The organism is Lysinibacillus sphaericus, from assembly GCF_000600105.1.
GTDB classification, from domain to species: Bacteria; Bacillota; Bacilli; order Bacillales_A; family Planococcaceae; genus Lysinibacillus; species Lysinibacillus sphaericus.
In genome coordinates this window covers 3,741,317-3,762,176 of record NZ_CP006837.1, presented here as the reverse complement: position 1 = coordinate 3,762,176, position 20,860 = coordinate 3,741,317, and the positions used below count along the sequence as shown (strand labels likewise).

The following is a 20,860-nucleotide window of genomic DNA, read 5'->3' as shown; positions in this document are numbered from 1 at the left end:
GAAATGACAGCTATCGAAATACTATCATGGCCTTTTATACAAGAAAGCATCAATCAAATCAACAACAAAGAGCAGTATTTAAATTACCCAGTCATATATGTTTTAAATGGCAATAAAGAAGCTTATATTGGTGAAACGGTTTATTTTAAAAATCGTATGAAAGCTCATTTAAAAGCACGTAAAAATATTCAACAAGTAAATTTGATTAAGCACGAACACTTCAATCGTTCAGCAACATTTCATCTAGAGACAAAGCTGATTAACTACTTTCTAGGCGATGAAAAATATACGCTTCAAAATAAAAGTAAGACAGTTAGCGATTTTACTCATAACTACTACAATAAACCTTATTACGATCAACAACTATTTAAAGAACTTTGGCAAAAACTATATGAACATAAGCTTGTTGACAATGAGTTACATGTAATTGAAAACAAAGATATTTTTAAATTATCTCCCTTCAAAGATTTATCTTTAGAACAACTTGAATTAAAAGATAAAGTACTCGATTTTTGTGAGAAACGAGTGACTCAAAACACAAGTGAATATGGAAGTCTATTAATCATTGAAGGTGAAGCGGGCGTTGGCAAAAGCGTTGTGTTAAGTTCTATTTTCAATACGATTCAAGAAAGAGTAGAAGAAGCATCTTCAAATTTATATCGTACAGAAAATTATTTAGCTGTGAACCATGAGGAAATGTTTAAAACATATAAAAACATAGCAAAACAAGTGAAACATTTAAAAGGCAAAAACTTTGCAAAACCTACATCTCTGATTAATATGTTGCAAAAAGAGGGAAAAAAGGCTGATATCATTTTCGTAGATGAAGCACATTTATTGCTAACGAAGCCAGATACTTATAATGGCTTCCACGGCAATAATCATTTAGAGGAGTTTTTGAAGTTAGCAAAGGTAGTTGTCATTATCTATGATCAAGATCAAGTATTAAAACTGAAGAGTCTATGGGGAGCAGCAACATTAGAAGGGCTTAAGAAATTAAGTACTTTTCACGAAGAATACCAGTTAACAAATCAATTCCGCATGCAAGCAAATGATGACGTAATCAATTGGATAAATGAATTCAAGCGAAAAAAATTATTGCCGCTTCCCAAAGATAAAAACTACGAATTTAAAGTGTTTGAATCTTTGAAGGACATGCATGATGAAATTAAATCCCAAAATACTCAGCACGGGTTAAGTCGTGTTGTATCAACGTTTGATTACATACATAAAAAAGATGGTGGGACCTACTACGTGAAAGAATCAAATGGTGAATACCAACTGCCATGGAATACAACAAGTACGAAATATACATGGGCAGAAAAAGCAGAAACCGTTCACGAGGCTGGATCAATTTATACAATACAAGGCTTTGATTTAAATTATGTTGGTGTCGTACTTGGGCCATCTGTTCAATATGACGCTGTTAAAGATGAAATCAGCATTGATACGAGTAAGTATATGGATAAAGGTGCATATACAGGTATGGACGGAATTGAAAATGTAAATGAAGCAAAGGAAAAAATCGTCCTAAATTCAATCAATATCTTGATGAAGCGTGGAATTAGGGGTCTGTACATTTATTCAAGTGATGAAGCGTTGCGCAATAAACTTTTAGAATATCAAAAAGCAGGTGAATAGTATGAGTGAGTTAGAACAACTACGTAAAAGTATTTTGCAATTCCGAGACCAACGTAACTGGCAGCAATTCCATAATCCTAAGGATCTAGCGCTCTCCTTATCACTTGAAGCAAGTGAATTATTAGAGCTGTTTCAATGGAAAACGAGTGAAGAAGCAGTTGAAAAGAACTTAGATAAGATGAAGGATGAGCTAGCAGATGTTTTGATTTATGCGATATTGTTTGCGAATGAGACGGATTTGGACTTAGTAAAAATAATAAATAATAAACTTCAAAAAAATAATGAAAAATATCCAATTGAAAAGTTTACTGGGAAAAATACTAAATATGATGAGATATAAATTTATAAAACAAATTTAAAAGGAATTTAATAACCTTAGTTTTCGTGAATTTGTTAAAGTTTTTACTACTGAACAGTTTTGTATTTCAAATTGGGATCATAGATTTAGCGTAAGGAATATTTTTCTCGATAATTCATTTTGGGTCAAACTATGGGTCAGGCTTTAAAACAGGTGCTGAAAAACCATTTAAAACACTGGTATTTCAGTACTTTTTATATTTTCCGTTTTAAGCCCCGCCGTCTCCATACATAAAGTGGCTACAAACGTAGTCATATCAACGATTTAACAGACTAGGGATATTGAACGGGAGTTGAAATCTTGGGCAATATTCCTTTTCTTATCCCTATGGAAAAGTGACATATTTGTGCTTGTTCGTAGACCTTCTAATCAAAATTAATGGGGGGTTTTTTGTTTGTCTAACAGAAAACGAAAGTATGGTATTTTTGCTGTCAGTGGTGATGTAGTAGCTCTATCGAATAGTAATGAAAAAGCGCGGAAGGATTGTATCGTAATAAGTACAGCATTAGATACCATATTCAACCAAATGCGTATAGGTGGGAATAGACCTCACACAATTGAGAGTTACGAATACATTATTAAAGCAATTTGTAGATATTTGTCAGATTGACTATGTAGAGGATATTGACCTAGATAAGCCATATCACTACCTTGATATTCTAGAGGTAAAGCCTGCTACTAAGCTAATTCGCTATTGAGTTGCTAACTATTAAAGAAGCATCATTTCGTATTTTCAACATGATACTAAAAATGGTGGAAAACGATATGAAACTGCTTGGAAAATAATTCAAATTCCAAATTGAGAGTGTCAAAATGTTGCGTGTAATTATATACAGGGATACCAAAATTGACTAAGCATAAAACTCGTCAGTTGTTTTTGTAGCCAACTGAAACATCTACAAACAACTGCACTTCTATCAAATATGTCTAAAAAGTTATAATTAGGTACAGAAGTGATCACAGTAGGAGAGGCATTTTGAGGAGTTATTCTCGATTTGATTTTCTTATTAATTTCATAGATAGATTAACATTGGTGTGCAGAGGTAATAAAATCCTCCTACAACTAATGATGAAAGTAGTTCAATAAGAGGTAAACTGCTGTAAAAAGAAAAGATTTAATGAGCAAGACAGATATCTCAAGACGTTATGGATTAAAATGATCAATCTTTTTTATAAAATTCTAATACTTAGTTATAAAGAAACCTCTACTTTGATTAATCTGTATTCAAAATAGAGGTTTTATGGCTTATTACAAGGTACAAATTCCTACAGAATATGAATTTAGTATAAAAGTACAAGATAGAAAATATCGGATTAATTGATAATTAAAAGGAAAAGTTAGAAGAACAAGTATCATTAGAAATGAAATTTTGAGGGGGGGTATATGGATATATCTAGCTTCCATATACTTTATTTAACCTAGTCCTCAATTAAAAACTCTTCAATATTATCTAATAAAATTTTTAAGTGGGTTAAAATATCACTATAGCTAAGACCCGTCAAACGCCAATACTCATCACCCACAACACGTTGGATCGGACCGCCATATGTCCAACCACAATTTGTATTTATACATGCTGCCAATAAAGAGTATTTATAACGAGATAATTCTCCTGTAAGTCTAGGAGCCTGAGAACCTGTTAAAGTATTCTTTTGTGTTTTTAGTTGCGTGAAATATAAATTATTATCTATATAAGTTATAACATCTACACCTTGAAGTTTAAGTCCTAACTCTTTTTCTGGTGAAAAAACATTGGGTGATAGATTAGCTAGTTCTTCCCAAAACAATCCTAGCTTGGTATTTATTCCACGAGTAATAGCATTAGCTGAACTAAGGGTAGGTGCACCAAGTAATTCATAGATGTTATTTTTCCTAGTTAAAGCAGTGCTTTTTATCTTGTCTAAATAAGGATATAGATTTTCCTCAAATTCTTCGAATTTCTTACTAAGAAGATGTACATTATTTGGTTTACTAGCGAAATATTTAGGAAGTTCAATTTTTAATGTTTCTTCCCATAATTGGTAATTATCTAATGTGGGGTTTTGAGACTTTAATTCATAAAAGACTTCATTGATTGCTGATTTGAGGGTATGTATAGTAATCACTCCTATCTTAATAACTAAATAATATATCAAAGGGAATATTATGTAAAATAAACGTATTAAATTATGAGAAATGGTAAAATGGTTAAATAGGATAGACAACATATTCAAAATAACTAATTTTAACTATTAAGGTAAATTACTAAATGGAAAAGTAAAGATTGGGTTATTAATTCTTATAATAGAGGAATGGTTCCCAATATTAAATATTATCTGCCAAAATGTTAGAAGGGAAATTTGTTTTGAAACATCAGTTTATTTATGAGGATGTTATCAATCTTGATTATTTAAAAAAGTCTTTTAGTGATTGAGATATATGGAAATTTAAAGGAACGAGAATAATTAAAAGCATAATATAAAACATTGAATTTATTTCTTTTACTTGAAGGGAAAGATACAAATGGGTAGGGTATTGAAAGCTTAAAATTTGTTCAAGAAGAAATCACAGGAATTGAAACGAATAAAGAAGCACTAAAAAGATTGCATATGATTATGACTTCTTCCTTGATAAGGAGGCAAATATTCTTCAAATACAATAACTCAAAGGAAGAAGTGGCTCCGATACTTGCAGTATTGTGAAAAGAAAGGATAATCACATTCATAAATTGGAAAATGGTTGAATGCATGTATAGAATCCGACACTTGTCATATTTAAAAATGATTTTTTATAGGAATTTAAGTGGACATTTCAAAACACCTGGTCAGCCAAACAGCCTAAGAGTTTGGATTAATGAACGGTTGGTCTTTCAGATTGTCTTTAGATCTTGACTTGTATCCAAGCATTTTACGCTAAAATTGACTATGTACTACGTTCTTCATTATTTTCTCGGAGTGATATGTCAAAAAATTGTGTCGGATATTGTTGTGGATTAGGAAACTAAAGTATAATTCACTTTATAATAATAATGTTGGATGGTGTAAAGAATTGGCGATTAAAAACTTTGGGTTTAGTACGGTCGAAACATTTTTAATGACTAATAAATATTTTATTCCTGATTATCAAAGGGAATATTCCTGGGATGAAGAAGAACAAATTAATGATTTTTGGTTAGATTTATTGGACTTAGTAGAGAATGATAGAGAAAATCACTTTTTTGGTCAAATAGTTGTCCATGACGATATGGAAGAAAAGAAAAAATATATTATTGATGGTCAGCAAAGAAGTTCAACTTCAGTTATATTTTTTGCCGTAATGATACGTTTATTTGATGAGCTATATAATGAAACAGGGAAAGAAAGTGCATTAAACAAATTTGAAGATATTCGTGTAGCGATTGTGGGACGTTGGAGCGAAGAAGAAAATGGATTGAAATTTCATATGGGTAAAATGGATAATATATTCTTTAGAGACTTTATTCAAAGAGGAAAACCGATCTCTGGAGAAGTTACAGAAGCTTCTCATAATAGAATTAAAAATGCATACGAGTTTCTTTATAGAAAACTCTCAGAAGAATTAATTGGATTAGACAGTTATGACAAATATGAGAAGTTACTTAATTTTTATATTTCTTTTAAAGACAAATTTACGCTAATGTATGTCGAAACGGATGATATAAATGAAGCATTTATTATATTTGAAACCTTAAATGCTCGAGGGAAAGAATTAGAAACGTCAGATCTTTTAAAGAATCATTTATTTAAAACATCAAATAATTTAATTGATGATGTGAAAAATGAATGGTTAAAAATGCAAGGGAACGCAGAAGGAATAGATCTTACAAAATTTATAAGAACTATTTGGAACTCGAGTAATGATTTCTCTCGAGAACGAGAGTTATATAAAAATCTTAAACGTGCAGTAACGAAGCCTAACGAATGTTTAACTTTCACAAAAAAACTTGTAGATAGTTTAGATCCGTATAAAGTTTTAATAGATCCACAAAATGAGAGCTATTTTGTAGATAAAGAAATTGAAAAACATATAGAAAACTTAAAGGTTTTAAGTGCAAGTACGTATTTCCCTATAGTGATTGCAATGGCTAATGCTTCTTATGATGAAGTTGATATTAAGAAAGTTTTACAAGCAATTGAGAGCTTTATAGTTAGAAATTGCGTAATTGCAGGTAAAGTAGCAAATAGGTATGAAATGTTATTTGCAAAAGTAGCTAAAAAAATTAGTAAAGAGAAATTATCATATAATAAAATACTTGCCGAACTGAAACCAGAAATGCTAAATGATGATGATTTTGAAAACTATTTTGAAGTTGCAATTATTAAAAGTTCTTCTGTGGCAAAATTTGTTCTAAGAAGAATTGCAGACTATCAACAAAAAGAAATGTTAGTAAACCCAAGTAACTTGGTGATACATTTAGAACATATTATGCCTAAAAAGATTGGTAAATGGAAAATATCAGATGAACTTCATCAAAAATACCTTCATAGAATAGGGAATTTAACTCTATTGTCAGATGAATACAATACCTCTATCAAAAATAAAGTATTCAGTGAAAAGAAAGAAACATATAAAAAATCCAAAATTGAAATGACAAAAACATTATCTAATTATAATGAATGGACAGTGTCAAGAATTGATGAGCGTCAAAAAGATTTGTTTGAAGTAGCTAAAAAAGTATGGAAAGATTTCTAACTAATTGATTTATAGATGATATTTATATCTCTTATATCTTAACAAGATCATTTGAGCATTTTCATGTGGTCTTGTTATATAATACGAGACAGCAATGAATGATGACTACAGAGTAAATAGAATCTAATGCAGATTATTAATATGTTTTGCTTTGGTTTAGAAAATTAGATTTTAGTTTATGATTATTGATTTTGTTTTATTCTGATGAAAGGGAATGTTACTAATTCTAAAAAAGTAACATTAAATAGGCATATGGAGATTTTAACAAGTATCTATGAAAACTACTGTAACCGAATAGAAACTACCAAGAAAAATTTTGAATTTAGAAACTTTAAAATAATATCAGATAAAGGTTTTTTTATAATGTGGGTTTATGTACCTAATCCAGTAAAGGAAATTAGATATAAAATGACGGTGAAAAATCCGATATGTGAGTTTGATACTGATGTCCAGTATAATGAAGGGAATGAAAAGTTTATTGAAATTATGGCGAATGGTAGAAAGTTCGCATATGAAATTATTGCGCTTGAGAGAATAGAAGAGCCAGTTCCCTTAGCCATTATGAAAAAAATAAATGTCAATGCACCTCAAAATTTTGCATATCTTGATAACTATCCACATTTAAAAGAAGCCCTAAAAAAGGCAAGGACTAGAAAAATATTCTAAGCCTTGCCTTTTACTCTATCTGTTTACTTTAAAAAATGAAATTATTATTGGCTAATCATTGTCCAGCAAAGTTTTTACAATTATTTTTAAATAGGAAGTAGAATTTGCTCGGACTCCTGACTTTTTAGTGCTTTTTCTAGATTCTGTTTATAAAGAATAGGGAAAGTTATATCAGATGTATTTTTATATCTAGAATATTTGAAAGTGTTATAAATGTTGTCATTTATGCCGTTAATGTCATTTAGGATGGTTTTTCCTATTGCTTCTCCTAGTTTGATTGGAACAGCGTTTCCGATTTGTTTATATTGTTCCAATAAGCTACCGCAAAATACCCAATTGTCAGGGAACCCTTGTATTCTGGCATACTCCTCTATTGATAATGGCCTTAATTCTGTGGGATGAATTAAGTCAGTTGCTGGCATTGTAGGTACTGTCACAAGTGTTGGACTTGGCTGACTAAATGATAGGCGTCTAAAGAAGCCAGTTTTACCTCCACCCATAAAGTATTTTGCCCCCATCGCTTCACGTTGTTCTGCATCAGATAATGATTTCCAATTTCCCCCTTCTGGGATCTTCTTAAACCATTCTATACGAGATTCAGGTATCTTAATATAGTTCATTTCTGTTCCTTGTATATCCCCAATTGCTTCCTGAAGAGTTTTCCAAGGAGGTAAGTTATATTCCCCATTTTCTGAGTTTGTAGGAGTTAAATAGGGAACTTTTTTATTTCCTAATTTTCCTATAATAACAAATCGTTCACGTTTTTGAGGGGCGCCAAAATTTGCAGCATTATAAAGTTCAAAGGATACGCTATATCCAAAAGACTCTAATTTTTCGATGACATAATGTAATACGCCTCCTTTAACAGGGTTTCCTTTTGTTTCGTCTAAGACTGCTTCTGTCGTTTGAAGTCCCCGAACATTCTCAATAACTACATATGTTGGCATCAATTCACCTATTAGATTCAAGTAGCGAATAAAAACATTACCACGTGCATCTTCAAAACCCTTTCGATTACCAGCTGTCGAGAAGGCTTGACAAGGGGGACCTCCAAATATGATATCTATTTGTTGTTCATTTGAGATTTTAGCATATTCTCTAATTTTATCAGCTGTACATTCCCAGATATCACCGATTAAGCCTATTTCATTATTATTAGATGCAATAGTAGCCCGTGCATCTTTGTTTATTTCAGATGCAAGAAGTGGATTAATCCCAGCGTTTTTCATCCCTATGTCCATCCCCATACCACCGCTGAAGAATGATAAAGCAACGATATTTGGTATTTCATCAGTTACTCGTTTTCTATCATCTGGATCGACAACATATTCTCCGGTTTTTAAGAAATTATTAACATCCTTTTGAGTTGTTATCCAAGTTCTATTTATATTTTGCGATTTTATTTTTCCATCTCTCATTAACTTTCTTGCATACTGTTCTGTGACTTTTAGTTGTTTTGCAACTGTTTGGATAGTCATTTCCATGTAGATGCTCCTCTCCGAAACTTTTTATAGACCCGACATACAATTTATAATAACATAGATTTATTTAGAGTGTACAATTAACTAGTATAATAAGATAAAATAGAAACTAATACATAATTTAAGGTGGGAATTTAATATGGCTAAAATTAGAAAATCTTTTGAATATATTTTGGATGAAGGATTAACAGTTGAACAAGCAAAATCTGCATTTGAAATTGCGAAAATACTAGTAGTTAATGAGAATCATCGAAACAATTTAACAGATATGTTTAACTTTGCAATAAACAATGATACTAGTCTTTTCACTGTATTATTATTTGAAGAAGGTAATTTAGAGAATATGGCTATAGAATATCTAACTAAATGGAGTAATAGTTATGAGTTGGGAAGAACAAATTTAGCTATAAAAAGACCACTGAAAAATTATGGAGAAAAAGATGCAGCACTAACTAAAAGAATTGCTTCAAATACTGAAGAGGATGATGAAACACTTAATAAATATTTATTAGGTCATTACTTATATATGAGTGCTGAAAATATGAACGGGGCCATACTTGAAGAATACTTGGCTGAAGTGTTAGAACCTTATGGATGGATTTGGTGTGCCGGTTCAACCTTTAGAGCAATAGATTTTTGTTATTTCGGTGAAAAGAACATTTTGTTGCAAGTGAAAAATAAATATAATACTGAAAATAGCTCAAGTTCCGCAATTCGTAACGGTACAGAAATTAAGAAATGGCAAAGGTTAAATCGTCCCCGAGTTGCAACAGGTTTAAATAACCCGATTCCAAATTGGGAAGCTTTAAGAGTATTGGTTCAAGCTGATGAAAATTTAAAATTACAGTTAACAGAAGAAAAATATCTAGAGTACATAATGGAAAATTCTACAAAAGAAATTGAAACTCTTAATTAAAAAGTAATTACATAAATAATGGATTATTACTTTAGTATAATCAAAATAGATGCAATATTTGATACTCCCATATTTCTGAGTTTACATCGTGAGTTGCAAGTTAAATTAACTGAAAAGTTGTTGTTTTATATGGTTGGACATTACCAAGAATTAAATTGATTTATTAAAACCTCCTGTTGAGTATTGTGACTCACTAGGAGGTTTTATTATTTTCAAGAGATCCTTTTTACAACGCATTCTTTGCGTTTTTTTTGCAGATGGTTAGGTTATTGTAATCAATATTGTATCCGGGGCGTAGGGATTCCAATAAATGAGCTATTTTACTCACCCATTAGTAAAATTATTCTAAAATTAGAAGTTAGAAAACATAATTTAGTGGTAAAATAATCATAAGACATAAGATTATAAATGACCTATAAATACAAAAAGATGAGGTGCACGATTTGAGCGCGACAAATATCGAATGGCAGTTTTCCAAAATACCGAATATCGAAGAATCGAATTTTAATAAAATTTTAGAGCGTTTTTATAGTTTAGGTGTGGCGGGGTTAACACGTGAAAACATACAAAATTCATTAGATGGTCGATTAACTGATTCGGATCAGCCAGTTGTAGTAAAGATAGAATTAGGTACAGTTAACCGAAATGAAATTCCTGGAATGGCGTCAATTGTTCAACGCATTAATAGTTTAGAGGGACGTAATGGCTATACAAAAGAGACAATTAATCATATGAAAGCTTCTATGATAGATGAGGAAGTTCGCTATATTTCATTTGAAGATTGTAATACACGTGGGTTAACAGGCGCGAAGTATGGTCAGAGTAATTCGAAAGAACATACTTGGGGAATCTATGCGTATAACAAAGGTGTTCATTTTGAAGAGAAGGATGAGTCATTTGAAGCATCACGAGGGGGTTCACACGGTGTAGGGAAAATAGCGTCCAATGCAGCTTCGGATATACATATGATGTTTTTTGCCAATTGTGATCAAGAGGGTGAACAGCATTTAGGGGGCACGATTCAGTTAATTGAACATAAATTTAGTGATGACTATTATCGTTCGACAGGGTATTTTGCGAAACTGGAAGACTCTAAGTTTATGCCATTTGAAAATCGCTATGGCAAAGTTTTTGAGAAAACAACGCGTGGGTTAAAAATCGTTATTCCATTTTTAAGAAAGAGCTTTTATCGAGAAGATGAAATTATCCGTGCGGTATGTGATAGTTTCTTTGTTTCGATTATTGAGAAGAAATTAGTAGTGCATGTCAATGATTTAGTGATTAATGACACGACGATCGATGCGATTGTAGCAGACAGCCAGTATTACGTGCAAGAAATTGAATCAATGAAGAAAGTATTCACACCTTTGTATGTGAAAACGTTTAAAGATCTACAGCCACGTTTAATTGAAATACCACATGCTAATACAGTATTTCAGTTTAATTTATATTTTAATTTTGATGAACGTATTCCTAAAGGACGAGTTGGAATCATTCGAACAATTGGTATGAAGATTGAAGATTTTGCAGTGAAAAATAATGCAACGAAGCCTTTTAATGCGGTGTTAATAGGCGGTATTGAAGAGGATAGTTATTTAAAATCACTTGAGAACGAATCCCATACGAAAATATCAAGTGATGATATAAAAGATCCTGAACTGACAAAGCTTGCAAAGAGATTTATTAACAATCTAAATAAAGAAATCTTAAAAGTAATTGATGAAGAAATGCGAAAACATAATCCCGTAGATGGAAAAATTAATACATCAGATTTGCTTTATACAATGGAATTGGATTTCAAAGAAAACTTATCACAGTCATTTGGAACGGTAAAAATAAAAAATGGGAATAGTATTGTTACGAGTGATGAGGGAAATAAAACTGACACAATACCTGTAAAAGTGAAACGAAAACAACGTCAAAAGGGTGAAGCAGGGGAACCTAAAGAAAGTGGCGGCATCCGAAGAAAAGGGAAAGCACGAGATAAAGGTGAGGGGGAAAGCGTTGCTGAGGATCAAAAAGATGAATACAAAATTAATCCATACCGTGTGGAACGCCTTTTATTAAATGACCATGAATTTATCCAATTAAATTTAGCGGGTAGCCCAGAAGTTGCGAAAGCAAAAAAATGTAATTTGAAATTCAATATTATTGATGGGATGGGTAAGGAATATATCGGTGAATTTAATATGAAAGAAAATTATTCGAGTATCATTGATAAAAATAATAGTAAATCATGCGTTATTGAAGCGGATGCCATTAAAAATGTATCGATTAAAAATGGAATTGTGAATCTGCAACTTGCACTTAAACCAAAATATAATCGCGCAGTCAAATTTATTTACTACATAGAGGTGTAATATGATTTATAAAAAAGATGCTAATTTCCCATATCCGATTCTTTCATCGAACACTTTTGCATACGAAGAAAGTGATTTCACAATCAAAGTAAGCTTTGAAGAAGATGGAGAATATTACCGTTTTAAAATTACGCCTAAACTAACTTCGGCGTTTGTTGAAGCATTACTGAATAGTGGAGATGCCCAATATTTATTAGTTATTCAATCAAAGGATACAAAGTTTTTCCCACTAAATCTACATCATTTACAAGTAGAAATAGCAAAAAGTCGGATGTCCTTATCGAGTCGGACATCCATCCAAGTTCATATTGTAGCAAAATCAGATATTCCATTTAACAATAATCATGAATTGAATCGTTTTTATGAAGAGTTAAAACAGTCAATCGTCGTTCAGAAGTTTTCAATGATTGGTTTTTCAAACATCGTAACCTTTGAAGGTGGAATGAAAAATCCACTTGAGTTGTTTGAGAAGCGATTAGATCCAAATTTAAAATCATCTATTAAATTTGAATTAGGGTCTGAATGTATTATTATCCACTTCCGTGATGAAGATATTCAATTCCAATCGATGACAAGAGCTAGCGCATTTATGAATCCTTATTTATATACAGGATTGCGCATGGCTTTAGAACGCTTTATTAGCAACTATGCTGATGAGGATGATGGCGGAGTAGAGCTTTTACAATTGGCGCAACCTGAAGATTTACTAGATTTTAAATTGTATAATCTAATGATTAGTAAAGGAATCGATGAGCTAACTGTTGATAATATTGATGAAGTGATTGGACGTATATCCCATCAAATTATCGAGAAGTATGTTAAAGCAGTAAAGGAGTTAGTAACACATGAAGATTAGACTTTTAAAAGAAGATTATAAAAAAAATGAGTTGCTCTATACAGCATTTAAAAATGGTGAAGTAGTAGACGATCTTTTCTTCTCGGAAGAAATGGTTGTAATTGAAGAGGCACCGGATTTTCCAATTTATATGGGGAAAGGGTCAGAAGTACAAAAGAAAGCAGATTTTCTTGAAGCATTTAAAGTCATTGCAAATTCTTATGTGAATTTGGATCGTGATATTCATTTTAATGAGCGTTTTTGGCATTCGCTTTTAATTACACAAAAGCGTGAATATATTATAGAAAGATATCCTCAAGTGCTAGAAAGCTATCGAGAATTTTGTAATATTGTTATCAAAGGATTTGACTGGGAAAACTATATTTACAAATGTATTTTAGCAGTTGAATATATTGAGGATGCTACTGAGCTACCACTTTCTAATGACCAGTATTACGAATTAATTGTAGATAATTTGGATATTTTTAACTACATTATTAAATATTCGATTTTTAGAAATGGAGAATTTTTACTGAAGATTTTAACGGTGATCCATAACTTAGGCATTAGTGAACTATTAAAAGGGAAAATAACGGATCGCCCTGATTTAGGAAAAGATGAACGTTATGGACGACGCGTTATTTTTGAGCTTAATAAATCCTATCCAGTATTAATGAGCCCATTACTAGAAATTGAGGATCTACAGGAAGAGTTTTTAAATGCTTTGGGGAATTATTGTGATGTGTCGGGTATTGAGGAGCAAAATCTAGTGGTTGTGTGAAAGTAAATCGTGGTTATGAATCAATAGGAGTGATTAAAATGACTTTCGGCAAAACAATCAAAATGTTTTTGATTGATGGAGACCCAAGTGGAAGATTAACGTGTGAATTATCTAACTGGACGGGGCTGGCGTATAGAATCCCTAGAACTGAAGTGAAAAAATGCTCGGATCGCCCTAATTTGAATTCGACTGGTGTGTATATGTTATTTGGTCGAAATATTGATGATAAAGAGGCTGTATACATAGGGGAAGCAGAGGAAGTTTATACACGATTGCAAAGCCATTTGCGTGAAAAAGATTTTTGGAATGAAGTGATTGTATTTATAAGTAAAGATGAGAATCTAAATAAAGCTCATATTAAGTATATTGAAAACAAGTTATATGAAAAAGCTAAAGTCGCAAATCGTTACTTTCTAATGAATGGCAATATCCCTCCCATGCCATCCATTTCTGAAGCAGACCGTGCAGAAATGGATGAATATATTAGCAATCTTGTAATGATGGTCAACACATTGGGCCATAAATTATTTGAAGAGATCAAAGATAGCTCAGAAGTTAATGCAGATGATGTTTTATCTATAAAATCGACGCGTGGTGTGGATGCTAAAGGTATCCAAACACAAGAAGGTTTTGTCGTATTAAAGGGATCTAAAATTGCAAATAGCATTGTAAATTCGTATTCAGAGCGTTTATTAGCAAAAAGAAATGATTTTTTACATACAGAAAAAGTGAAAGTTGTTAATGATGAATTTGTAGTAATGGAAGATCTTTTATTTACTAGCCCGTCGGCAGCAGCTGATATTGTGACGGGGCGAAGTGCGAATGGGTTGACTGAATGGAAAGATAGGAATGGAAAAAGTCTGAAGGATTTAGTTTGATAATTTGATCCAATTGGGGGAAATCCTATTTATAAATTATCCCCATACCCCACCCTTCCTAAGCTATACTTATACCTAAACCAATCGAATGGAGCAGGATACTAAGTGTTAAAAAATCAAATTGAATCAATAATAAATGAGCAAGTCCATAGTAAATTACTAGATGTAGAAAAGACATACGCCCAAAAGCACGAATTGTTAGACGAGGATGCAAAGGTAGAAACAATTTCTTTGCCATTTGACGTGATTGAACGTTGCCATAAGGAAACGGAAGAATTAATAGCAGAAGAAACAGCTTCTTTTCTAACAAAGCCTGTTCATTATTTAAAAGAGCATGCAAATGTATTTATGTATGTGACGTCTGAACGTTTGGATGTAATACGTGTGGATTCGTTTGCGCTTGAATTTGATGGGGCGTTTGGTGTGTACAGTGCCATGTTTGGACTGCGATTGCAAAAGAAGTATAGTGCGTTTTTGCATTCCTATTTTACAGCACATTTGCAACATAACCAGATGACCTATAGTGTGGCATTTTCTGGGGAAGATGGGCTTTGGGAAGTGAATCTTGCGTTAGATGCGCTCGATGGATTTAGTGAGCAGCAGTCGTTTGACGAAGTGTTAGCACAATTATATTGTCTTGTTTTTGGACTTCTTGAAGAACTTGAGGCGAGCGTATGATGCATACAAAATGGCCGTTAGAATTTTGTATCCTCGCATAATATATTGGGTTTTAAACAAAAATACATGGTGAGGGAGAAGGAAACATGAACATCGTTACAAATCGTGAGGATATCCAAAAATATGAAACCTTATTAGAAGAAAAGTTAAAACAGTATGTTGGGACAAAAGAAGTAAAAGGTGTCACTGTGGCTGTTGCGCATGGAACGGGCGAAACGAATGTATGGCAAGTACAAGATTTAGGTTACTGGTTTGTGAAAAGAAAAGTAGATATAAACAATAAATGGTGGAATTCCTTTGGATTTGCATTAGACGATAAATTTATAGAGTTTTGCGAAGTCAATGTACCTCTTGAAGGTGTTAATTCAAAAATTGCAGGAGCATTTGTTGAATCGGATGGTAAGGTGTATTTAGTTCATAAAGGTTCAAATATTGCTGGGATGAAAAAAGAATATGTACATAGTCATTATCAAGGTGAAACAGTAGCGATTGCTAACAATGACTATCGCCTAGTTGTAGCTGAAATAACGTCGTCAAATGCGCCTGTTCAGATTGGAAAATTTTTAAAAGAAATAAAGCGCTTAAAAGAAGCGTATTGAATTTGTGACAAAATCCTATCCACTTCCTTTTTATAATAAAAAAATTCTTTCAAAGAGTAAATTGCCCTTTTTTGAATTAAACTATTATAAAAAGGGGGGCTTATCCATTATGCATTCAATAAATAAAATAGGTGATTGTTTTTGGTATATGACGCCTATAGCGGAAACGGATCGTCCTATTCTAGGGATGGTAGTTGGTCAAAACAAAACATTAATGATCGATGCAGGGAACTCGGAGGAGCATGCACACTATTTTCAGGAAGAACTTTTAAAAATGGGAGTTCCTAAACCTGATATGGTTGTTTTAACGCATTGGCATTGGGATCATATTTTTGGACTTTCTGCATTACGTCAAATGGTGTCTATCGCTTCGAAAGAAACAAAAACAGCAATGGAGAAGTTAATTCCATTTTCTTGGTCAGATGAGGCACTTGATGCACGTGTGAAGGAAGGTATAGAAATTGAATTTTGTGCCAGAGCTATTAAAGAAGAATTCAAAGATCACCGAGATATTCAGATTGCTTTGCCGGATGTCACGTTTGATAAACGGGTGGAGATTGACCTAGGTGGTGTCACTTGTATCCTTCAACATGTTGGAGGGAATCATGCGGCTGACTCGGTTGTGGTCTATATAAAAGAAGAAAAGATTTTGTTCCTTGCTGATTGTATTTATCCTAATCTGTATGCTGAAAAAGTACATTATACAGTTAAGGAAACGCTTCGTCTGTTGGCTGAATTAGAGCAATTTGATGCGGATACATATATTCCTTCGCATCAACAGCCAATAACAAAAGAAGCGTTTAATCAAGAAGTAGCGATGCTTAGAACGATTGCTACATATACCGATAGTTGTGATGGAGATTCACAAAAAATTATGCAAGCATATAAAAAGCATGTGAAAAGAGAACTAACAGAAGATGAAATTGAAACTATCTCTGACTTTGTGAATGGTTATTAACAATTGTCAGAATTGTTTTAGTGCCTGGCACAAGGAAGTGGAGCATACCACTTCCTTTTCATTTTCTTTATAAAATTAAACTTACGATAATACCTGAAAGGACACTTACAAGGGTAGCGCCAAATAATAATTTTAAGCCAAAGCGTGCGACAACATTTCCTTGTTTTTCGTTAAGACTTTTTACAGCACCGACAATAATGCCAATTGAAGAGAAGTTGGCGAAGGATACAAGGAATACGGAAAGAATGCCCATTGTCCGTTCACTAAAGTGATAATCGCCTCCAGATAAATCCAACATCGCTACGAACTCATTTGTTACTAGCTTCGTCGCCATAATGGATCCGGCACTAACCGCTTCCGAGGAAGGGATGCCCATAATAAAGGCAACTGGCGCAAAGATGTAGCCTAGAATCGTTTGGAAAGTAACGCCGAATAGTAGTTCAAAGACACTATTAAATCCTGCCATCAATGCAATAAAGCCGATTAACATGGCACCGACGATAATCGCCACCTTAAAGCCATCCAAAATATATTCGCCAAGCATTTCAAAGAACGATTGCTTTTCGTGCTCGATTTCTAAAATATCTTCTTTCGGGTCAATATCGTATGGATTCATAATTGAAGCGATGATAAAACCGCCAAATAAATTTAAAACTAAAGCCGTAACAATATATTTTGGTTCTAGCATCGTCATATAAGCACCAACAATGGACATGGATACGGTAGACATTGCTGACGCACAGAGTGTATATAAGCGCTGTTTTGACAGCAGACCAAGTTGTTTTTTTAATGTGATGAAAACTTCTGATTGACCGACCATTAATGAGGCAACGGCATTATAAGATTCCAATTGTCCCATGCCGTTTACTTTACTTAATACCCAGCCAATACCTTTCATAATAAAGGGGAGGATTTTCAGATGTTGAAGAATACCGATTAATGCTGAAATAAAAATAATGGGTAGCAATACGGTTAAAAAGAACGGCGCTTCTCCCTCATTGGCTAAGCCGCCAAATACAAAGGTAACTCCTTCACCTGCATATTCCAGTAATTTGTTAAAGACAGTAGCAATTCCCTTAATAATAATTAAGCCAAATTGTGTATTTAACAACAGTAATGAAAACAAAATTTGAATGATTATCATTGTAATAATTGGTTTGAATTTAATCTCTTTTCGATTGGAACTAGCAAGCCAAGCGAAAAACAATACAATGAGAATGCCTAAAATAGAAATAACGTATTGCATATGTAACCTCCTGATGTTGAAAACATGATGTGATAATTACCTTTTGCATAGTACCTTTATTAATTGTGAGTGTTGTCTTGAATATGTTGTCCAAATTACTAAAAAAGAACCGCACTTATTTAATATAAATACCCTTTGTTGAAGAAAGGTAACATAGAGATATTAATAGAAAGTTATTAAAAAAGCAAAAAAATATCTATTTTACTGAAATTTTGATAGGCACTAGGGAATAAAAGTAAGGATTATACTTTTTTTACAATATAGAGCTAGCTGGCAAATGCCATAGTGATATAGCATAATGAAAATAAATTGAAGATGGACAAAATCGTCACAATAGCTAACGTAAGGGAGTGCAGTGAAAATGAATGTTGAAATGGTGATGCAAGAGCTTGAAGCACTTGGGAAGGAGCGCACGAAAAAAATATATATGTCAAATGGTGCACAGGAGCCACTTTTTGGGGTGGCTACGGGGGCAATGAAGCCGATAGCTAAGAAAATCAAATTGAATCAACCATTAGCGGAAGCCCTTTATGCCACAGGAAATTATGACGCAATGTATTTTGCAGGCATTATTGCGGAGCCAAAAGCTATGACAGAGTCAGATTTTGAGCGCTGGATTGATGGGGCGTATTTTTATATGTTGTCAGATTATGTGGTGGCAGTGACGTTAGCGGAAGCGGACATTGCGCAACAGATTGCCGATAAATGGATTGCTAGTGGGGAAGAACTAAAAATGTCTGCTGGCTGGAGTTGTTACTGCTGGCTATTAGGTAATCGTCCCGATGTTGAATTTTCCGAAAGTAAAATGGCTAATATGCTTGAAATGGTGAAAAGTGCGATTCACAATTCACCTGAACGAACAAAATCTGCTATGAATAATTTCCTCCATACGGTAGGGGTCTCATATATCCCGTTACACGACAAAGCGTTAGCTACAGCACAACAGATAGGTCCTGTAGAACTTAAAAAGAATAATAAAAAAAGTAGTTTCCTCCACGCTTATGAAAGTATTCAAAAGGAAGTAGAGAGAGGCAGAATTGGCTTTAAACGCAAATATGTAAGATGTTAATTCCTAGCAAGTACCAAATTAAGCGATTCCCTGTGGATTTCGTGGCGATAACACAAAATTACATGGCGATTCCAGCGTATCTTCCGTGGAATAAGCATATTCCATCTCTATAAAAAGGAGGCACAATAATGACGCAACAAAAAATAATGATTATACCGTACAGGCCTGCATTTGCTGAGCAAACAGTAGCGATGTGGCGAGATAGCAAGGAACAGGCTATTGGCCAGAAAGAAATGCATAGCGTTGAAAATCATGTGTACTTTCTAAATTATCTATTACCAGAACAGTTTCAAATTGAGTTAGCGATTATTGATGAAACAGTTGTTGGTATGATTGCCTATAACGATAGGGAAATAAGTCAACTGTATATTCATATAAACTATCAAGGGCTTGGTATCGGGCAAACATTGTTGAATAGAGCGAAAACCCAATCAAGTGGAAAATTAATTCTATATACATTTGAAGTAAATGAAAAGGCCCAACGTTTTTATGAAAAACACGGATTTAAGGTGATTGGTAGAGGGCATGAAAATGAAGAAAATTTACCTGATATTTTATATGAATGGATTATTGAATAACGAGAGAGCGAAGAACAGGAGCTTGTCCTGCGATTAGTTTTCTTTTATAAAACAAGCAAGAGAATAACAATCTTTTTGCTTGTTTTATTTCGTCTGCGATTTTTTATTGCGATGCGTCCTTAGTCCTTTATCTGATTTTAAAATGGTAAATATTGAAACTTATTATCCAATCAAACGTATAAGTAATATAGTCAGCGTAAAGGGGATGTTTAGAATGCGAGTTAGTTCAAGTGAAGTAACACCTCAAAATTTCGGGATGTTTTTTTTGCAAGAAAGATTTGATGAAATTTATAACCAATGTCATGCAACGTTTCAAGAGATGGTTTCGAATGAGCAATTTAATGAAATAGCTCAATCTTTTAATGCCAATGTACAAAACTATGAGTTATTTAATAAATCAACAATCGCTCATTATCATCAATATGTTTGGTTGGACGATCGACAAGAGAAAGCGATTCAGGTAACGATGGATTCAAGTAATATTATTCATAGCTTATTAATTAAGCCTTATGTGGTTTTTCCAGAAAGCGATAAAAAGTATAGTCAAAATACATATATAATGCCTATAAAAGAGGAGTGGTTTGTATTTTGGGGAGGGGTTAATGAGTTTGTCAATTACCATTACGCATATGAAGCACAAAGATATGCATATGACTTGGTGATCATGAAGAATGATTCGACCTTTAAAGATTCTCCTAACGTCAATGAAAACTATTATGCCTTTAATAAAGAAGTTACTGCACCTGCAGATGGGAAGGTAATTAAAGTTGTCAATCATCTAGAAGATAATATCCCTGGAGAAATGTATGAAATGGAGCCAGCAGGAAATGTAATTATTATCGAACATACCAATCATGAATATAGTATGGTAGCGCATTTAAAAAAGAACTCTTGTCTTGTGCAACAAGGAGATATGGTTAAACAGGGTGATGTGATAGCGCTTTGCGGAAATTCAGGAAATTCCTCAGAGGCACATATCCATTTTCAAGTGATGGACGCACCAGACCTTCTTAATTGTCAATCTTTACGCATTCGTTTTGCGGATGGTTTGGAGCCCATTCAAGGTGATGTTGTAAAATAAAATAGCTAAAGAACCGATGAGCGAATTTCCCGTTCATCGGTTCTT

19 protein-coding genes are annotated in these 20,860 nt (G+C 33.1%); 16 read left to right on the top strand and 3 right to left on the bottom strand.

Annotation, left to right across the window (positions count from 1 at the left end; translation table 11 throughout):
* Window positions 1-3 precede the first annotated feature (3 nt).
* The 3 genes from T479_RS18240 (at window position 4) to T479_RS18230 (ending at window position 2,609) form a co-directional block, all read left to right on the top strand.
* Window positions 4-1,641, top strand: coding sequence for a DUF2075 domain-containing protein (locus T479_RS18240; protein ID WP_025220457.1), 1,638 nt, complete (start codon window positions 4-6; stop codon window positions 1,639-1,641).
* A gap of 1 nt (window position 1,642) precedes the next feature.
* On the top strand, window positions 1,643-1,981 hold the full coding sequence (locus T479_RS18235) for a nucleotide pyrophosphohydrolase (protein ID WP_025220456.1): 339 nt from the start codon (window positions 1,643-1,645) through the stop codon (window positions 1,979-1,981).
* Window positions 1,982-2,393: 412 nt separating this feature from the next.
* Window positions 2,394-2,609, top strand: a complete 216-nt coding sequence (locus T479_RS18230) for a hypothetical protein (protein WP_025220455.1) — start codon at window positions 2,394-2,396, stop codon at window positions 2,607-2,609.
* An 809-nt stretch (window positions 2,610-3,418) separates the two neighbouring features.
* Here the strand turns inward: T479_RS18230 and T479_RS22985 are convergent.
* Window positions 3,419-4,105: a hypothetical protein gene (locus T479_RS22985; protein WP_052599533.1), complete on the bottom strand. Its 687-nt coding sequence runs from the start codon at window positions 4,103-4,105 to the stop codon at window positions 3,419-3,421.
* A gap of 922 nt (window positions 4,106-5,027) precedes the next feature.
* Between T479_RS22985 and T479_RS18220 the strand changes: the two genes are divergently transcribed.
* Together T479_RS18220 and T479_RS22980 are read left to right on the top strand one after the other, a co-directional pair.
* Window positions 5,028-6,689, top strand: a complete 1,662-nt coding sequence (locus T479_RS18220; RefSeq protein WP_025220453.1) for a DUF262 domain-containing protein — start codon at window positions 5,028-5,030, stop codon at window positions 6,687-6,689.
* Window positions 6,690-6,941: 252 nt separating this feature from the next.
* Window positions 6,942-7,355 (top strand): hypothetical protein, encoded by a 414-nt coding sequence (locus T479_RS22980; RefSeq protein ID WP_052599531.1) that lies wholly within the window; start codon window positions 6,942-6,944, stop codon window positions 7,353-7,355.
* An 86-nt stretch (window positions 7,356-7,441) separates the two neighbouring features.
* Here the strand turns inward: T479_RS22980 and T479_RS18210 are convergent, their stop codons facing one another.
* Window positions 7,442-8,839 carry a DNA cytosine methyltransferase gene (locus tag T479_RS18210; protein WP_025220451.1) on the bottom strand — a complete coding sequence of 466 codons (1,398 nt, stop codon included), beginning with the start codon at window positions 8,837-8,839 and terminating at the stop codon, window positions 7,442-7,444.
* A gap of 136 nt (window positions 8,840-8,975) precedes the next feature.
* Here T479_RS18210 and T479_RS18205 point away from each other — a divergent pair, with 136 nt between their 5' ends.
* The 8 genes from T479_RS18205 (at window position 8,976) to T479_RS18170 (ending at window position 16,841) form a co-directional block, all read left to right on the top strand.
* On the top strand, window positions 8,976-9,752 hold the full coding sequence (locus T479_RS18205; protein WP_025220450.1) for a SinI family restriction endonuclease: 777 nt from the start codon (window positions 8,976-8,978) through the stop codon (window positions 9,750-9,752).
* A 434-nt stretch (window positions 9,753-10,186) separates the two neighbouring features.
* Window positions 10,187-12,112 carry a hypothetical protein gene (locus T479_RS18200; RefSeq protein ID WP_025220449.1) on the top strand — a complete coding sequence of 642 codons (1,926 nt, stop codon included), beginning with the start codon at window positions 10,187-10,189 and terminating at the stop codon, window positions 12,110-12,112.
* Between the two features lies 1 nt (window position 12,113).
* Window positions 12,114-12,968: a hypothetical protein gene (locus T479_RS18195; protein ID WP_025220448.1), complete on the top strand. Its 855-nt coding sequence runs from the start codon at window positions 12,114-12,116 to the stop codon at window positions 12,966-12,968.
* Entirely contained in the window at window positions 12,958-13,728 is a 771-nt protein-coding gene (locus T479_RS18190) for a hypothetical protein (RefSeq protein ID WP_025220447.1), read from the top strand. The genes T479_RS18195 and T479_RS18190 overlap by 11 nt, the downstream gene beginning before the upstream one ends.
* A gap of 38 nt (window positions 13,729-13,766) precedes the next feature.
* Window positions 13,767-14,606: a GIY-YIG nuclease family protein gene (locus T479_RS18185; RefSeq protein WP_025220446.1), complete on the top strand. Its 840-nt coding sequence runs from the start codon at window positions 13,767-13,769 to the stop codon at window positions 14,604-14,606.
* 105 nt (window positions 14,607-14,711) lie between these two features.
* On the top strand, window positions 14,712-15,284 hold the full coding sequence (locus T479_RS18180) for a hypothetical protein (RefSeq protein WP_025220445.1): 573 nt from the start codon (window positions 14,712-14,714) through the stop codon (window positions 15,282-15,284).
* A gap of 86 nt (window positions 15,285-15,370) precedes the next feature.
* A complete protein-coding gene (locus T479_RS18175; RefSeq protein ID WP_025220444.1) occupies window positions 15,371-15,883 on the top strand; it encodes a hypothetical protein in 513 nt (170 codons plus the stop codon).
* A gap of 109 nt (window positions 15,884-15,992) precedes the next feature.
* Complete coding sequence (locus tag T479_RS18170) at window positions 15,993-16,841, top strand: MBL fold metallo-hydrolase (protein ID WP_025220443.1); 849 nt, start codon at window positions 15,993-15,995, stop codon at window positions 16,839-16,841.
* Window positions 16,842-16,908: 67 nt separating this feature from the next.
* On the opposite strand, the gene T479_RS18165 is transcribed toward T479_RS18170, so the two are convergent.
* On the bottom strand, window positions 16,909-18,087 hold the full coding sequence (locus tag T479_RS18165) for a NupC/NupG family nucleoside CNT transporter (RefSeq protein ID WP_024364193.1): 1,179 nt from the start codon (window positions 18,085-18,087) through the stop codon (window positions 16,909-16,911).
* Window positions 18,088-18,448: 361 nt separating this feature from the next.
* Between T479_RS18165 and T479_RS18160 the strand changes: the two genes are divergently transcribed.
* The 3 genes from T479_RS18160 to T479_RS18150 all read left to right on the top strand — a co-directional run bounded on the left by T479_RS18160 (window position 18,449) and on the right by T479_RS18150 (window position 20,815).
* Window positions 18,449-19,156 (top strand): DNA alkylation repair protein, encoded by a 708-nt coding sequence (locus T479_RS18160; protein WP_025220442.1) that lies wholly within the window; start codon window positions 18,449-18,451, stop codon window positions 19,154-19,156.
* 128 nt (window positions 19,157-19,284) lie between these two features.
* Complete coding sequence (locus T479_RS18155) at window positions 19,285-19,734, top strand: GNAT family N-acetyltransferase (RefSeq protein ID WP_025220441.1); 450 nt, start codon at window positions 19,285-19,287, stop codon at window positions 19,732-19,734.
* A 214-nt stretch (window positions 19,735-19,948) separates the two neighbouring features.
* Window positions 19,949-20,815, top strand: coding sequence for a M23 family metallopeptidase (locus tag T479_RS18150; RefSeq protein ID WP_038509921.1), 867 nt, complete (start codon window positions 19,949-19,951; stop codon window positions 20,813-20,815).
* Window positions 20,816-20,860 lie beyond the last annotated feature (45 nt).

Excerpts from the sequence above, each read along its gene's own strand:
- T479_RS18195 (WP_025220448.1), top strand. The coding sequence starts at position 12,114 with ATGATTTATAAAAAAGATGCTAATTTCCCATATCCGATTCTTTCATCG.
- T479_RS18150 (WP_038509921.1), top strand. The coding sequence starts at position 19,949 with ATGCGAGTTAGTTCAAGTGAAGTAACACCTCAAAATTTCGGGATGTTT.
- T479_RS18240 (WP_025220457.1), top strand. The coding sequence starts at position 4 with ATGACAGCTATCGAAATACTATCATGGCCTTTTATACAAGAAAGCATC.
- T479_RS18185 (WP_025220446.1), top strand. The coding sequence starts at position 13,767 with ATGACTTTCGGCAAAACAATCAAAATGTTTTTGATTGATGGAGACCCA.
- T479_RS18170 (WP_025220443.1), top strand. The coding sequence starts at position 15,993 with ATGCATTCAATAAATAAAATAGGTGATTGTTTTTGGTATATGACGCCT.
- T479_RS18235 (WP_025220456.1), top strand. The coding sequence starts at position 1,643 with ATGAGTGAGTTAGAACAACTACGTAAAAGTATTTTGCAATTCCGAGAC.
- T479_RS18165 (WP_024364193.1), bottom strand. The coding sequence starts at position 18,087 with ATGCAATACGTTATTTCTATTTTAGGCATTCTCATTGTATTGTTTTTC.
- T479_RS18160 (WP_025220442.1), top strand. The coding sequence starts at position 18,449 with ATGAATGTTGAAATGGTGATGCAAGAGCTTGAAGCACTTGGGAAGGAG.
- T479_RS18175 (WP_025220444.1), top strand. The coding sequence starts at position 15,371 with ATGAACATCGTTACAAATCGTGAGGATATCCAAAAATATGAAACCTTA.
- T479_RS18205 (WP_025220450.1), top strand. The coding sequence starts at position 8,976 with ATGGCTAAAATTAGAAAATCTTTTGAATATATTTTGGATGAAGGATTA.
- T479_RS18155 (WP_025220441.1), top strand. The coding sequence starts at position 19,285 with ATGACGCAACAAAAAATAATGATTATACCGTACAGGCCTGCATTTGCT.
- T479_RS18190 (WP_025220447.1), top strand. The coding sequence starts at position 12,958 with ATGAAGATTAGACTTTTAAAAGAAGATTATAAAAAAAATGAGTTGCTC.
- T479_RS22980 (WP_052599531.1), top strand. The coding sequence starts at position 6,942 with ATGGAGATTTTAACAAGTATCTATGAAAACTACTGTAACCGAATAGAA.
- T479_RS18210 (WP_025220451.1), bottom strand. The coding sequence starts at position 8,839 with ATGGAAATGACTATCCAAACAGTTGCAAAACAACTAAAAGTCACAGAA.